Origin of the sequence: Pseudomonas sp. GOM7 (assembly GCF_026723825.1) — a bacterium.
Classification (GTDB): Bacteria; Pseudomonadota; Gammaproteobacteria; order Pseudomonadales; family Pseudomonadaceae; genus Aquipseudomonas.
Genome location: NZ_CP113519.1, coordinates 3,908,668 through 3,922,820 on the forward strand (window position 1 = coordinate 3,908,668; position 14,153 = coordinate 3,922,820).

At 63.1% G+C, this 14,153-nt stretch carries 12 protein-coding genes; 3 read left to right on the plus strand and 9 right to left on the minus strand.

The annotated features are described in order from the left end of the window. The first annotated feature begins 140 nt into the window (after positions 1–140). A complete protein-coding gene (locus tag OU800_RS17225; RefSeq protein ID WP_268178554.1) occupies positions 141–2,192 on the plus strand; it encodes a TonB-dependent receptor in 2,052 nt (683 codons plus the stop codon). Between the two features lie 535 nt (positions 2,193–2,727). Here OU800_RS17225 and OU800_RS17230 read toward each other — a convergent pair. Next, the gene (locus OU800_RS17230; RefSeq protein WP_268178555.1) at positions 2,728–3,867 is read right to left on the minus strand and encodes a DUF1624 domain-containing protein; all 1,140 of its coding nucleotides are present in this window, start codon (positions 3,865–3,867) and stop codon (positions 2,728–2,730) included. A gap of 166 nt (positions 3,868–4,033) precedes the next feature. Between OU800_RS17230 and OU800_RS17235 the strand changes: the two genes are divergently transcribed. Beyond that, the gene (locus OU800_RS17235; protein WP_268178556.1) at positions 4,034–5,806 is read left to right on the plus strand and encodes a S8/S53 family peptidase; all 1,773 of its coding nucleotides are present in this window, start codon (positions 4,034–4,036) and stop codon (positions 5,804–5,806) included. Between the two features lie 11 nt (positions 5,807–5,817). On the opposite strand, the gene OU800_RS17240 is transcribed toward OU800_RS17235, so the two are convergent. The 6 genes from OU800_RS17240 to OU800_RS17265 form a co-directional block, all read right to left on the minus strand. Beyond that, complete coding sequence (locus OU800_RS17240) at positions 5,818–6,333, minus strand: GNAT family N-acetyltransferase (protein WP_268178557.1); 516 nt, start codon at positions 6,331–6,333, stop codon at positions 5,818–5,820. A gap of 54 nt (positions 6,334–6,387) precedes the next feature. Continuing rightward, complete coding sequence (locus OU800_RS17245) at positions 6,388–6,957, minus strand: DUF1285 domain-containing protein (protein ID WP_268178558.1); 570 nt, start codon at positions 6,955–6,957, stop codon at positions 6,388–6,390. Positions 6,958–7,037: 80 nt separating this feature from the next. Then, complete coding sequence (locus OU800_RS17250) at positions 7,038–7,640, minus strand: DUF4823 domain-containing protein (protein WP_268178559.1); 603 nt, start codon at positions 7,638–7,640, stop codon at positions 7,038–7,040. Positions 7,641–7,713: 73 nt separating this feature from the next. Beyond that, complete coding sequence (locus tag OU800_RS17255; RefSeq protein ID WP_268178560.1) at positions 7,714–8,607, minus strand: radical SAM protein; 894 nt, start codon at positions 8,605–8,607, stop codon at positions 7,714–7,716. A gap of 77 nt (positions 8,608–8,684) precedes the next feature. Then, positions 8,685–9,653, minus strand: coding sequence for a GTP 3',8-cyclase MoaA (locus OU800_RS17260; protein ID WP_268178561.1), 969 nt, complete (start codon positions 9,651–9,653; stop codon positions 8,685–8,687). A 112-nt stretch (positions 9,654–9,765) separates the two neighbouring features. Continuing rightward, complete coding sequence (locus OU800_RS17265) at positions 9,766–10,386, minus strand: TetR/AcrR family transcriptional regulator (protein WP_268178562.1); 621 nt, start codon at positions 10,384–10,386, stop codon at positions 9,766–9,768. A 75-nt stretch (positions 10,387–10,461) separates the two neighbouring features. On the opposite strand from OU800_RS17265, the gene OU800_RS17270 reads away from it, so the two are divergent. Continuing rightward, complete coding sequence (locus tag OU800_RS17270) at positions 10,462–11,595, plus strand: aminotransferase class V-fold PLP-dependent enzyme (RefSeq protein WP_268178563.1); 1,134 nt, start codon at positions 10,462–10,464, stop codon at positions 11,593–11,595. A gap of 1,206 nt (positions 11,596–12,801) precedes the next feature. On the opposite strand, the gene OU800_RS17275 is transcribed toward OU800_RS17270, so the two are convergent. Next, positions 12,802–13,584, minus strand: a complete 783-nt coding sequence (locus OU800_RS17275; RefSeq protein WP_268178564.1) for a TatD family hydrolase — start codon at positions 13,582–13,584, stop codon at positions 12,802–12,804. Between the two features lie 91 nt (positions 13,585–13,675). Then, the gene (locus OU800_RS17280; protein WP_268178565.1) at positions 13,676–14,032 is read right to left on the minus strand and encodes a PilZ domain-containing protein; all 357 of its coding nucleotides are present in this window, start codon (positions 14,030–14,032) and stop codon (positions 13,676–13,678) included. Positions 14,033–14,153 lie beyond the last annotated feature (121 nt).

The window sequence follows — 14,153 nt, forward strand, 5'->3', positions numbered from 1 at the left end:
TAACATATTTTATTGATTCGATTTATCCCGGTGCAGCACAGCCCGGGCCAGAGAGTCGCGCATGCCGACTCGACGACGAATCCGCTCCCAGCGCGAAACAACCTCTGCCCACTCAAGCAAGACAACCACTAGGAAGCCCCATGAAAGCCACCTCGGCCTCCCTTGCCGTTCTGACTGCCCTGGTCACGACCGACCTCCACGCTGCCTCTGCAGGCGACTCCACCATCTCGCTCGGCGAGCTCTACGTCACCCCCAAGGAAAGCGGCACGCTGCGTACCGACAACATCCTCACCTCGGTCGACATCATGGGCAGCGACAAGATCGAGGACAAGAACGTGATGAATAGCTGGGAGCTGCTGGGGCAGATGCCCGGCATCCAGCTAACCGAAACGCGCATGGGCGCCGAATCCGGCAAGGTGACCTTCCGTGCCTTCAATGGTGAGGGCTACATCAATGGCATCAAGACGCTGATCGACGGCATTCCGAGCAACGTCAACAGCGGCAACCAGCGCTTCATCGACATGATCTTCCCGCTGGAGCTGGACTACATCGAGGTGGTACGCGGCACCAATGACCCGCGTTACGGCCTGCACAATATCGGCGGCAACGTCAACATGGTCACCCGCCAGGGCGGCAATTACACCGACGGCCGCGTGACCTACGGCAGCTTCGACACCCGCGAAGTGCAACTGGCCATCGGCCATGAAGAGGGCAACTTCGCGCAGAACTATTTCCTCGCCAAGCAGGACTCGCAGGGCTTTCGCGAGCACAGCGAATCGAACAAGTACTCGCTCGGCGGCAAGTGGTTCGTCAGCGACGACGAGCAGACCATGAAGCTCGGCCTGATCGCCCGCCTCTACCACCACCAGGCCGAGGAACCCGGCTTTCTCACCGCCGAGCAACTGGCCGCCAGCCGCACCCAGTCGCCGGCCAAGAATGCCAATGACGGCGACGACCGCGACATGAAGCAGCTCAGCCTGCATGCCGACTTCCAGCTCAGTGACGAACTCGCCCTGAGCAACAAGCTGTACTACAACAGCTATGACGACGACCGCACCGTGACCTTCACCGATTACCCGCTGGGCAACGCCCCGCGCCAACGCCGTCAGTGGCAGGAACGCCAGACCGGCCTGCTCAGCAACCTGACCTGGCGTGCCCACGAGATGCTTACCCTCGACGGTGGCCTCAACTACGAACAGCAGAACAACGAGTACCGCCGCTACCGCTACAACTTCAGCATACCCACCGACTTCGACGCAGCGCCGGCGCGCACCCAGAACGACGACCACTACACCCTGTACAACACGGGTGCCTATGTCCAGGCGATCATCCAGCCCATCGAGCAGTTGAAGATCATCCCGGCGTATCGTGTGGACACCTTCTCCGGCAACACCGAACTGGCCAATGGCACGAAGGCCGAGCTGCAGGATTACGGCTGGATCAGGCAGCCCAAGCTCAGCGTGGTGTACAGCATCACACCGGACATCAACGTCTACGCCAACTGGGGCCGTACCTTCCAGATCCTCACCGGCTCTGATAAACCGGCCTATCTGATGCCCGGCCAGGCGGCATTCAAGCCTTCGATCAACACTGGCAAGGAAGTGGGCGTGAAGTTCAAGCCCTTCGCCGACTCCGAAGCCCGTATCGCCGTCTGGCAGCAGGACGCCACCGATGAAGTGGCCAACATGCCCAGTACCGGCACCACTGTCGGCCTGGGTGAAACCCGTCGCCGCGGCGTCGACATGCAGCTCACCGTGCAGGTCGACGAGCAGTGGACGCTGTGGGGCTCGCACGCCATCCAGGAAGCCAAAGTGGTCAGCGCCTTCACCGCAGGTGGCCAGTCGCTGGCCGGCAAGGAAGTGTTCTCCACCCCGCGCTATATCAGCAACCTCGGCGCCGACTACCAGTTCAACGATGCCTGGCGCTTCGGCCTGCAGGCCCGCGCTCAGGGCGACTACTACATCGACGAACTGAACCAGCAGGGCAAGTACGGCGGCTTCGCGGTGCTCGATGCCAACGTGCGCTACCAGCTCAGCGACACCACCAGCCTCGACCTGCAATTGAAGAATCTGACCGACCGTGACTACGAGTACGTGTGGTTCGACAACTTCTTCTGGGGTGGCGACGACCAGCCGATGTTCTCCCCGGCGCCGGGCCGCTCGGCCTACCTGTCGGTAAACATGAAGCTGTAAACGCAGAAACGCTGAAAACCGACCCGTAGGGTGCGCCGTGCGCACCAATTGGCCACCGCGAAACAGCCGGTGCGCGCAGCGCACCCTGCAACAGGCACTCCCTGCGATTACAGCAAGCGGGCTCCTGCAACGCACGGCATCCTGTCGATGTCGAGCAGCGAACCTAGCCGTAGGGTGCGCCGTGCGCACCAATTGGCCACCGCGAAACAGCCGGTGCGCGCAGCGCACCCTACAACAGGCACTCCCTGCGGATTACAGCAAGCGGGCTCCTGCAACGTACGGCATCCTGTCGATGCCGAGCAGCGAACCTAGCCGTAGGGTGCGCCGTGCGCACCAATTGGCCACCGCGAAACAGCCGGTGCGCGCAGCGCACCCTACAACAGGCACTCCCTGCGGATTACAGCAAGCGGGCTCCTGCAACGCACGGCATCCTGTCGATGTCGAGCAGCGAACCTAGCCGTAGGGTGCGCCGTGCGCACCAATTGGCCGTCTCGAAAACAGCCGGTGCGCGCAGCGCACCCTACGACAGGCGCCCTCAGAGGTACTTCAACCAGCGAATGTCCCGCCGCCGCGCCTTGAGCCGGGCGAACCACTGTGTGGGCGGGAACAACAGCACCGCCAGCACCAGCATCGTCACCCAGACCCAGGCCACCGAGTCGAAGCCGAAATAATGCCCCTGATTCGCCCCCCAGATGGCGAACGCCGCGATATAGAGCAGCTTGAGCACGTACAGGTGCAGCAGGTAGAAGAACATCGGCGCGCTGCCGAACACGGCCAGAGAGCGCACCACGCGGCCAGCGTTGTGCCGCTCGAAGTACGCCAGCAGCAACAGGCCGATCCCCAGGGTCAGCGCCAGGAACAGCAGCGACGGCGGATACTTGGTGACATTGAACAGCCCCATCAGGGTCTGCTGCCAGGTGGCCTCGACCGCCCAGGGCTTCTCGCCATAGACATTGGCCAGGCGCAGCATCACGAACACGCCCAGCGCGGCAAAGCCGAACCTGCGCAAGGCTTGCAGACGTTGTGCAGACTCACTCGACCAGCGAAACCAGGGACCGATCACGTAACCCAGGGCAATCACGCCGATCCAGGGCAGCAGCGGGTAGGAGGTGCGCAGGCGCAGCGAGTCGGAGAATTCGAGCCAGCCCCGATCATGCAGCACCGCCCAGGGGATGTGCATGGCCGACTCCGGCGCGAAGTGCAGCCCATCGAGCAGGTTGTGCCCGGCCACCAGCACCAGGCCCAGCGCCGCCAGCAGCGTGCGCGGCAACCACAGCAGCAACGACAGCGCCAGCATGCTCAGACCGATGGCCCAGATCACCTGCAGGTAGATCACCGTGGGCGGGAACTGGAAGGTCCAGGCGAAATTCACCAGGGTGAATTCCAGCACCACGAGGAACAAGCCACGCTTGAACAGAAAGGCGCTGGTCGCCGCACGGCTCATCTGCTTCTCGCCATAGAGAAATGCCGAAAGCCCGGTGAGCAGAATGAATACCGGCGCGCACAGATGGGCCAGGGTACGGCTGAAGAACAGCGCCGGGTCGGTGGCCGTCACGTCCATCGGATCGCCCACCTGCTGATGCATGTAGAAGGTTTCTCGGACGTGATCGAGCAACATGAAGAGGATGACCAAGCCGCGCAGGGCATCGATCGAGAGCAGGCGATTGGAGGACATGGAAGGCTTCGCGTAGACCGGGAAAGATAACGTAATACTGTAATTTTTTTCCGAGCATTCGGCTCGATCGAGATACAGCCTGCCGCGTCTTTTCAGCTATCCCCGACCTGAACGAAGCACGCCCCAGGCAGTCGGAACAGCAGGAATCGCCACGGAGTCTTTACCCATGCTGCCCAACCGTGCCCTGCTCTGCGCTTTTTCCATGGCCCTGCTCAGCCCGCTGGCCGAGGCCGAGGAGCCCTTGCGCATCCACAGCCTGCAACGCTGCGGCGACCTGCTCGCGCAGGAACGCCAGGACTGGTGCCTGCAGGTGCGAGGCCTCGGCGAGAAGCTGCCCCGGCTGCACCTGGGCGAGCAGACCCTGCCAGCCTCGGCGGTCACACGCAGCCACGACGAGCTGCGTATTAGCCTCAATCGCCGTGAGCAGCAGAGTGCGCCGCTCTGGCTAGAAGACGGCCCGCGCGCCAGCAACCCGGTATGGCTGTCGCTGCACCGCAGCCACGTACTGGCCGCCACCCCCGATGAGGTGGCGAAGAACATGGACGGCCTGACCACCTACGTCGATCTGGTCAGCCTGCTGATCGAGGAAAGCCATGACGGTCTGGAAGAGGCCACCCGCCTGGCAAAGAAATACGGCGCCAAGGTGGTCGGCGCCATCCCACCGCTGAATGTCTACCAGTTGCGCCTGCCGGTGCACAACCTCACCGAACGCGATGCCCTGGTGCTGCGCATCGGCAACGAAACCAGCGTCGATGCCGTAATCGTGGAAGAAAGCGCCCCTGAACGAGGCGAAGAAGCCGAAGCTGCGCGCGCGCCAACGCCACAACCGGAAAGGAACTCCGAGGAATGGGCGGCGAACCGTTTTGCCGATGCAGTGAACTACTACCAGCGGCGCATCCGTGCCGATGCAGCCCCCATAGAACCCAAGCCGATCCGCGTAGGCGTGATCGAGCGCAACGTCGATTTCGATGCCCCTGATTTCGCCGACTACCTGGGCGCCTGCGCACACGGCGAACCGCGCACCTGTCTCTACGCCCGCGATGCCGAGCAACCAGACAACCACGGCAGCACGGTGGCCGGCATTCTCGCCGCGCACTGGAACAAGGGCGGCAACACCGGATTCCTGCGCGGCCTGGACAAGGCCAGCAACGGCTTCGAGGTCATAGTCGAGCGCAACTCCGATGCCGGTATCACCGCCAACATCGCCGCCTCGGTCAACCTGGTCGAGGATGGCGTGCGTGTGCTCAACTGGAGCTGGGGTATCCACCGCGTCGGCACGCGCAACGTCGAGGGCGACGAGATCGACTCGCTGGTGCGCTCGGGCATCGCCATGAGCGGCTACGAGGAATTGCTGGAGGAGTTCTTCCTCTGGCTGCGCAAGGAGCATCCGGACGTGCTGGTGGTCAACTCCGCTGGCAACGGCTCGTCCTTCTCCGGGCGCGACGAGTACCGCCTGCCCTCCTCCTTCATCACCGAGCAGTTGCTGGTGGTCGGTGGGCACCAGCGCAGCGAACGCCCGGACGTCGCCGTGGACGACCCGGCCTATGTGGTCAAACGCAACTCGTCGAACGTCGACATGCGCGTCGACATTACCGCCGCGGCCTGCGCCCGTGCCTCTACCCGCAAGGCCGATAAGAGCGGCGACGTACACTGCGGCACCTCCTACGCCACACCGATGGTCACCGGCGTCGTCGCCGCCATGCTGTCGATCAACCCGGATCTGCAACCCGAACAGGTGCGCATGCTGCTGCGGCGCAGCGCCATGACCATCGGCGGCGACTACGACTTCGAGCCGATGGATGCCGAAGACCTCACCGCCCCCATCCTGCCCTCGGAACGCAACTACCAGTTGAGCGACAAGGACGTCGGCCGCTCGGCACGGCTGGACATGCAGAAGGCGCTGGATCTGGCGGTGCAGAGCCGGGATCGGGTGCGCTGAGCCAGCGCCGCCTACTCGCCGGATACCCGTTCGTACAGCTCCATCGGCTCCCCGCTCGCGCTATGGCCCAGGCCCAGGTGACGGAAGCCGGCCTTGAACAACACGCGCCCGGATTGCGGATTGCGCGCCAGGTGGCTGGCATGCAGGCGGCGCAGACGCAACTGGCGGAAAGCGAAATCCACCAGGGCATTGCAGGCCTCGCTGGCGTAGCCGCGACTCCAGTACGGCACGCCGATCCAGTAGCCCACCTCGGCCTCGCCTCGCGCGATGTTCTCGAGCGACATGCTGCCGATCAATTGTCCGCTGTCGGACTCGATGATGACGAAGTTGGCCGCCGCTCCGCTGGCCCAGCCCTGCACACAGCGTTCGATCCACTGCTGCGCCAGCTCGGGGGGATAGGGATGGGGGATGCTGCCGGTGACGTCGGCGATACGAAAATCACCTGCCAGGCGCTGCACCTCGGCGGCGTCCAGGGCCTGAGGCGCCCGTAATGTCAGGCGTGCGGTTTCGATGCGCTGCTCCTGCATGTGCCTCTCACCTCAAATCCGTAGGGTGCGCCGCGCGCACCGGTGCCTTCGCTCTCAGCTCGGCATCGGCCCTATGGGATAGAACTGCCCACTGCTCCATACACCCAGCCAGGGCTGCCCGTCGATCTCGCGCTGCACCGCCAGTTCCACCAGTTGATAGAACACGTTGCGGTGAATCAGCGCTTCGAGATTACGCCTTACCAGAATGTACGGCGAGGGCTCCTGTGTCGCAGGGTCGAGTTCGACCCGGATGGGGTGCTCGGCATCTGCGATGACCTCATCCTCGACATTGGTGGTGAAGCGTAGCACCTGTGCCTCGCCCTCTCCCTCGACCTGCAGGGTCACCGCGACGAAGGGCGCGTCCTCCACCTGAATGCCCACCTTCTCCACCGGGGTGATCAGAAAGTAGTCGTCGCCATCGCGGCGGATGATGGTGGAAAACAGGCGCACCATGGGCTTGCGACCGATGGGCGTACCCAGGTAATACCAGGTGCCATCGCGGGCGATGCGCATGTCGATATCGCCACAGAAATCCGGATTCCACAGGTGCACCGGGGGCAGGCCCTTGCCTTCGCCCTTGGGAATCTGTGCCAGCAGGTCGCCGGCCTTGCCTGGATCGCTCATGCGCTGTCCTCCTCCACATCGCTACGACCCCTGGAGCATACAACATCGCAAGCCTGGCCCCCGGCAAAGGCACGACTCGTTCAGTGCGCCACGCCCAGCAGGCTGCGGGCGTATTCCTCCAGCGCTGGGCCGATGAGATCCTGCGGCTGGGCGTCGTAGAACGTCAGGAAGCCGCCACGGCTGCGAATACGGGCGGTATCCACCAGAAAGCGTGTGTTGGTCTCGATCAACATTAGCTGGATCACGGCGCGGTCGGTACCCAGGCGATCCAGGGCCTCCTGATCCGCCCATTCATCCTCGTTACCGATGCGGTCGTCGCTGTAGGCGAAGCGGCTGTAGAGCAGGTAATGGGCGCCCGCATCGCGAGCCTCAGCCATCGCCTGTTCCAGGCCCAGCGGCTGCTTGGCGCGGCGCACCAGGGGGAAGTACTGGACGAAGCCCTTGAAGGCCTCCTCGGCCACCACGTTGGGCCGGGGATAGCCATGCCCCGGCGGCACGAAATGGCCCTGGGCGATATAGATGAAGGAATCCTGCTGCAGACGCCGCGAGGCCATGCGCTCGGTACGGCCATGGTCGAGGAACCCGGCGTCGCGCAGGTGGTACTCGGCACCACTGGCCAGGTCGCTGACCTTCATGCAGCCGGCCAGGCCCAGCAGCGCCAGCAGGAGAAACAGGTTACGCATTCATCGATCCTCCACGAGCCGGTGACGGAAAACCGGCGGACAAGGCAGGGATGCAGATTCTGCGCCAGCCTGGTCAGGGTCCGCGCTGCCACTCCTGGCGCAGATTCGCCTGCTGCGGCTGCTCGATAGCATTGCGCACCTGGGCCAGCAGGCGTTCCTTGTCGCGCCCCAGGGCGCCCTTGAGCACCAGATAGTTGGAGGCGTGATCACTGCGAAACACCGTCTGCCGCAACTGCAGCCCGTCGAGAAGACGCTCGATCTCGCGGAACAGTTGCACTTGGCTCTGCGGCCGATAATCGACGAAGCGCTGGCGAAAACGCGCCTCGCCCATGGGGAAACTGACCACCAGGGTGGACAGATATTCGGGCTGCGCCTCGTTCATCAGCCGTGCCGAGTTGTCCGCGTGCTGATCGCTGAGCGCCTCACCACCAAGCCCGTTGAGGATCATCACCGAGCGACTGATGCCGGCCTGGCCAAGCTTGTCCAGAGCGCTCAGGCTGGAAGCGTAGGTTTCTCCCTTGTTGACCCGCGCCAGCACCTCGTCGTCACCGGACTCGCAGCCGACGTAAGCCATCTTCAAGCCAGCATCGGCCAGTTCTCTGAGTTCCTCGACCGACTTCTTGCGCAGGTTGCGCGGCAGGCAGTAGCTGGAAACCCGCCTTACCTCGGGCATGTAATCGCCGATGGCGCGCAGGATCGCCAGCAGGCGCCGGGTCGGCAGCACCAGTGCATCACCGTCGGCGAGAAACACTCGATTGACGATCAACTGCTCGCCGGCGCGGCGAATCTCTTCCAGCACCTGCGTCTCGTCACGGGCACGGAATTTCTTCTGCTCGGCAGTGTACATCTCGCAGAAGGTGCACTGGTTCCAGGAGCAACCGTTGGTGACTGGCAGAATCAGCGACTGGGCTTCGCTCGGTGGGCGAAAAACCGGTTCGATGTAGTCGATGGGAAAACGGGCAGACATCCGCAGCACACTCGCAAGGGAAAAGCCGGCACAGTTTATCCGGGCATGGCGTGACTGCCGAGCCACACAGCGGCAACTCAGCCGCCGATGATCTTCATCACCGTGGCACCGCCGGAAAAAGCCAGATCCTGCTTGTCCCCCAACGCCTTGACCAGCAGCCGCTGCAGCGCCGGCAGGGCCTGGTGGCGTGGCTTGTCCAGCAGATCGCCGACAAAGTGGCGGTTGCTCGACGACAGGCAGCCATGCAGCCAGCCGGTGGAGGACAGGCGCAAGCGCGAGCAGGTGCGGCAGAAAGGCACGCTCTCATTGGCGATCACGCCGAAATGGCCGACGCCCGGAATGGCATAGCGCATCGCCGTGGCATCCACCGGGGCACTGGCCTGCACGTACTGGTGGCGGCTGCCGATCAGTTCGAGCAACTCGGGCAGGCCGACGAACTGCTGGTTGAAGGCATTGCCATCACGGGCCAGGTGGCCCATGCGCATCAGCTCGATGAAGCGCAGCTCGAAGCCGCGTTCCAGACAATAGTCCAGCAGGGGCAATACCTGATCGAGGTTCTGCCCACGCAGCGGCACCATGTTGACCTTGATCTTCATTCCCGCCTCGCGGGCCGCCTGCATGCCGGCCAGCACCGTGGCCAGGTCGCCGCCACGGGCGATGCTGCGAAAGGCGGCGGCATCGAGGGTATCCAGCGAAACGTTGAGGCGGCGAATGCCACACTCACTCAGCAAAGGCAGCTTGCGCTCGAGCAACTGACCATTGGTGGTGAGGCTGATATCGTCCAGCCCCATCTGGCTGACCTGGCGCAGAAAGGGCTCCAGCCGCGTGCTGACCAGCGGCTCGCCACCCGTGATGCGCAGCCGCTCGATGCCCGCCGCCTCGATCAGATAGGCCACGCCGCGCGCCAGGGCATCGGCGGACAGTTCGTCCTGGGCGGCGACCAGGCGCTTGCCGTCCGGTACGCAATAGGTACAGGCATAGTTGCAGGCGGCAGTGAGGCTGACACGCAGGTTGCGAAAACGTCTGCCCTGACGGTCGACGATCATGAAAGGCTCCGATGGCTCGATGCCCGGAGTATATCGCGAGGCCGGCCGCCTCATAGATGCAGGCCGGCTTCGGAAGCGGCGAGGTCGCAATCGCTGTGCCGCGAGGTCGCGCTCAGTCGCGTTTGCGCTTGTTGCCCATGCGCACGCCGATATCCATGAGGAACTGGAAGAAGCCTTCCTGATCCTCCAGCACATTGCTCCAGAACGGCGAGTGGTACAGCGCCACGGCGCCGTGCACCAGTGCCCAGGCAGCGCAGTAGTGGAAGTACGGCGGCACGTCTTCCAGCTTGCCTTCGGCGATACGGCCCTTGATCAACTGGGTCAGGCGCTCGAAGTTGGAGGCGCGGATCTTGTGCAGTTGCTCCACCATCTCCGGCACCTGATTGCCCTTGACCACCTTCTCTTCCAGGCGGTCGAACAAGCGATAGCGCTGCGGATCGCGCATGCGGAACTCGAAGTAGGCGCGCGACAGCGCTTCCTTGTCGCGATCCACGTCGGAGGAATGCAGCAGCTCGTTCAGGTCGCGCTCGTAGTCGAGCATCAGGCGCAGGTAGATCTCCGCCTTCGACTTGAAGTGCTTGTAGATGGTGCCTTTGCCGATGCCCACCGCGTCGGCGATCATTTCGACGGTGACGCTGTCTTCCCCTTCATCGAGGAAGAGTTTCAATGCGGTGTCGAGAATCTCTTGTTCGCGGCGGCGAAATTCGCGGACCTTACGGGGTTCTTTCTGCATAAAGGGACTGCGGAGTCAAAATTTGAAGGCGCACATTATGCCTAAATGTAGCCAAATTGCACGGATCATCCGACCATGTACGTGTTTCATGATGAGTTCCCCCAAGCGCCCGATCTGCGTTATCTGAACCATGCGGCGGTCGCCCCTTGGCCCAGACGCAGTGCCGAAGCAGTACGACGGTTCTCGGAAACGAACGTGACCCACGGCGCGCGCGACTATCCCGACTGGCTGAAACTTGAGCGTAGCCTACGCGAACGCCTCGTGCGCCTGATGAACGCACCAAGCACCGGCGATATAGCACTGGTCAAGAATACCTCCGAGGCACTTTCCTTCGTCGCCTTCGGTCTGGACTGGCGCCCCGGCGATCAGGTGATCATCAGCGACGAAGAGTTCCCCTCCAACCGCATCGTCTGGCTGGCCCTGGCGCCCAAAGGTGTGGAGGTGATCGAGGTGAACCTCAGCGGCGCCGATCCGGAGGGCGCCCTGCTGGCCGCCATCACCCCGCGCACACGGCTGCTGTCGATCAGCGCGGTGCAATATGCCAGCGGTTTGCGCCTGGATCTGCCACGTCTCGGTCAGGGTTGTCGTCAGCGAGGCGTGATGTTCTGCATCGATGCCATCCAGCAGCTCGGCGCCCTGCCCTTCGACGTACAGGCCTATGACTGCGATTTCGCCATGGCCGACGGCCACAAATGGATGCTCGGCCCGGAAGGGCTCGGCGTGTTCTATTGCCGCAACCCGGTGCGCGAGCAGCTCGCCCTGCAGGAATATGGCTGGCACATGCTCGAGCATGCCGGCGACTACACGCGCCAGGACTGGCAGCCGGCACGCAGCGCACGGCGTTTCGAGTGCGGCAGCCCGAACATGCTCGGCGCCTTTGCCCTGGAGGCGAGCCTGTCGCTGCTCGAAGAAGTCGGCATGGAGCGCGTTGGCGAGTTGCTGGAGCAGCGGGTGCAACGCCTGACCGCTGGCATTCACGCGCTACCTGGTGCGCAGATCCATAGCCCGCTCGACCCTGCACGGCGCGCCGGCATCGTCAATTTCAGCCTGGCCGGCTGGGACAATCAGGCGCTCTACCAGCGGCTGCGCGAAGAGCAGGTGATCTGCATCCAGCGCGGCTCGGGCGTGCGCCTGTCGCCACATTTCTACACCCGCGAGCAGGTGATCGAGGACACTTTGGGCTTGCTGGCCCAGTTGGCAAAAGACTGAGGACTCAACAGCGGCTGGGGTATTCCAAATCCGTTTAAGAAAGATTCCATTTGGCCTGGACGCTCGGCGAGGCTGGCCAATACTGAAAACTGCTGGTGTGCGGCATATCCCCCCAAGTGTCCCGCCAGTATGGGCACGACTGTGCCTTGCTTTACTCCTAATGGTCTTAACCCGGATTCATCCCCCAGAATCCGGGTTTTTTTTGGGTGCTTGGTGGGGTGTCGTGCATGCCGGCCTTGCTACTGGACTGGCAATACGGTGTGAGTTGTTCTTGTGTCTGTTCCGAGTTGCCGCGTTTCTGCTGATGTTTTTGGTTTCGCCCTCCCGGGCGAGTCACTTTTGCCCCGGATGGCCGGCCCGACAAAAGTAACCAAAACCCTCCGCCCGGTCATCCGGCCCTGGCTGCGCCAGGGTTCGCTCACTCCATCGCCGCTCCAGAGGCCCGCCGCGGTGGGCCATCCCTGGCCCATCGCGGCTCTCGGCTTTGGCATCCTGCGTCGCTCTACCTCCTGCATCCATGCAGTCGTCGCGACATCCATGTCGCTCAACCTCTTCCACGACGATTCCGTTCGCCCTCCTGGGCGGGCTCTGCGCGCGCCTGGAACTGCGGTAACCCAGAACTAGCGTGGAGTGCTTGAACATGAGGTCAGCCATAGGGCTGACCTGAATGCCGGCTGAAAGCCGGCAAGATGAAAGTACGCGAATGAAAGTTTTGGTTTAACCCGACTGCCATGCTGTGACTCCACTTTTACCAGAACACGCCGGGCAGCCCATGGCATGCCAGTTCGTTCAGACGAGCGAATGGCCCCTTCAGGAAGGTGAGTGGAATCGTTGCGTAGAGGGTTGAGCGGCATGGATGCCGCAAGAGCTGCGATTGGCCAGGGATGGCCCTTCGCAGCGTGCCCTCGGAGCGACGATGGAGCGAACGAACCCCGGCGTAGCCGGGGCCGGATGGCGGGGCAAGCCTTTTTGCCTTCTTTTGTGGCGTTTGACAAAAGAAGGTCGCCGGGGGGCGAAACAAGAGGCGTCAGCTAAACACCAATAAGCAGCTTGAACACCAAAAACAACCGAAACCAACACACAAACTTGCCAGTCCGGTGTCAGGCCGAGTTTTCACGGAACCCAAATCTCATGGCGTCTCGCGAAACGTAGCCCGGATGCAATCCGGGTATATCCAATTCCCCGGATGGCATCCGGGCTACCTCATCACGCCACGCCAGCCAACGGAAACAGGCGTTTGAAGTTGTTACCGGTCTGTTCGGCCAGAGTCTCGTAACTCACCCCACGCAGCACCGCCAGGTACTCGGCCACTTCCCGCACGTACTGCGGCAGGTTGGGCTTGCCCCGGTGCGGCACGGGCGCCAGATAAGGTGAATCGGTTTCCACCAACAGGCGGTCGGCCGGCACCTGGCGCGCCACCTCGCGCAGCGCTTCGGCATTGCGGAAGGTGACGATGCCCGACAGGGAGATGTAGAAACCGATATCCAGCGCAGCCTTGGCCATCTCCCAGTCCTCGGTGAAGCAATGCAGCACGCCGGCCTGTGGCAACCCCGCTTCGCGCAGCAACGCCAGGGTATCGGCGCGGGCTTCGCGGGTGTGCACGATCACCGGTTTGCCGGTGATGCGGGCCGCCTCCAGATGCAGGCGAAACGAGGCTTGCTGCAGCTCGGCGGATTCGGGCTCGTAGTGATAGTCCAGGCCGGTTTCGCCGATGGCCACCACCTTGGGATGAGCCAGTTCGCCCAGCAGCCAATCCAGCGCCGGTTCGGCACCCGGTTCGAGATCCAGCGGGTGCACACCCACCGAGCAATCGACATCGGCATAGCGCTCGGCCAGGCTCTTCACCGTGGCGGCGTTGTCGGCGCTGACGCCGATGCACAGGAAGTGCCCGACACCAGCAGCACGCGCGGCATCGAGCGCCGCGTCGAGAGAGCCGCCATGGGCCGCGAGGTCAAGACGGTCGAGGTGGCAATGGGAGTCGATAAGCATGGGAAAGCCTCTAGCGGCAAGCTTCAAGCCGCAAGCAAAAGCGGGCACCAGCGCTGCCGCTTTCTTGTCGCTCGTGGCTTGCCGCTTGCCGTTACATGGTATGAGTCGGACGATCGGACTTCAGCGCACCAGCCAGGTAGGTCTCGATCTTGTTGCGTGCGGTGGCGTCGCCCTCGTTGAACTGCACACCGACGCCGGCGGCACGGTTGCCCTGGGCTCCCTTGGGGGTGATCCATACCACCTTGCCGGCTACCGGAATCTTCTCCGGTTCGTCCATCAGGTTGAGCAGCATGAACACTTCGTCACCGAGCTTGTAGCTCTTGTTGGTGGGGATGAACAGACCGCCGTTCTTGATGAAGGGCATGTACGCCGCATAGAGCACGGACTTGTCCTTGATGGTCAGGGACAAGATTCCGTTACGAGGACCCAGATTGGGAGGCAGGCTCATTTGGCGTATTCCTGGCGGTTATTGCTTAGCTGCTCGATTCTAGGGCCTGCGCGGGTTCGGGTGCAAACCGCTGGCCAGCATAACGATGGCAAATGTGACGCCCTGCCCCATCCACAGGTGC

What these genes read in the sequence shown, in the direction of transcription:
- OU800_RS17240 (WP_268178557.1), bottom strand. Translation starts at nt 6,333, where the DNA reads ATGCAGGAGCAGCGCATCGAAACCGCACGCCTGACATTACGGGCGCCT.
- OU800_RS17235 (WP_268178556.1), top strand. Translation starts at nt 4,034, where the DNA reads ATGCTGCCCAACCGTGCCCTGCTCTGCGCTTTTTCCATGGCCCTGCTC.
- OU800_RS17255 (WP_268178560.1), bottom strand. Translation starts at nt 8,607, where the DNA reads ATGTCTGCCCGTTTTCCCATCGACTACATCGAACCGGTTTTTCGCCCA.
- OU800_RS17265 (WP_268178562.1), bottom strand. Translation starts at nt 10,386, where the DNA reads ATGCAGAAAGAACCCCGTAAGGTCCGCGAATTTCGCCGCCGCGAACAA.
- OU800_RS17225 (WP_268178554.1), top strand. Translation starts at nt 141, where the DNA reads ATGAAAGCCACCTCGGCCTCCCTTGCCGTTCTGACTGCCCTGGTCACG.
- OU800_RS17250 (WP_268178559.1), bottom strand. Translation starts at nt 7,640, where the DNA reads ATGCGTAACCTGTTTCTCCTGCTGGCGCTGCTGGGCCTGGCCGGCTGC.
- OU800_RS17275 (WP_268178564.1), bottom strand. Translation starts at nt 13,584, where the DNA reads ATGCTTATCGACTCCCATTGCCACCTCGACCGTCTTGACCTCGCGGCC.
- OU800_RS17230 (WP_268178555.1), bottom strand. Translation starts at nt 3,867, where the DNA reads ATGTCCTCCAATCGCCTGCTCTCGATCGATGCCCTGCGCGGCTTGGTC.
- OU800_RS17260 (WP_268178561.1), bottom strand. Translation starts at nt 9,653, where the DNA reads ATGATCGTCGACCGTCAGGGCAGACGTTTTCGCAACCTGCGTGTCAGC.
- OU800_RS17245 (WP_268178558.1), bottom strand. Translation starts at nt 6,957, where the DNA reads ATGAGCGATCCAGGCAAGGCCGGCGACCTGCTGGCACAGATTCCCAAG.
- OU800_RS17270 (WP_268178563.1), top strand. Translation starts at nt 10,462, where the DNA reads ATGTACGTGTTTCATGATGAGTTCCCCCAAGCGCCCGATCTGCGTTAT.
- OU800_RS17280 (WP_268178565.1), bottom strand. Translation starts at nt 14,032, where the DNA reads ATGAGCCTGCCTCCCAATCTGGGTCCTCGTAACGGAATCTTGTCCCTG.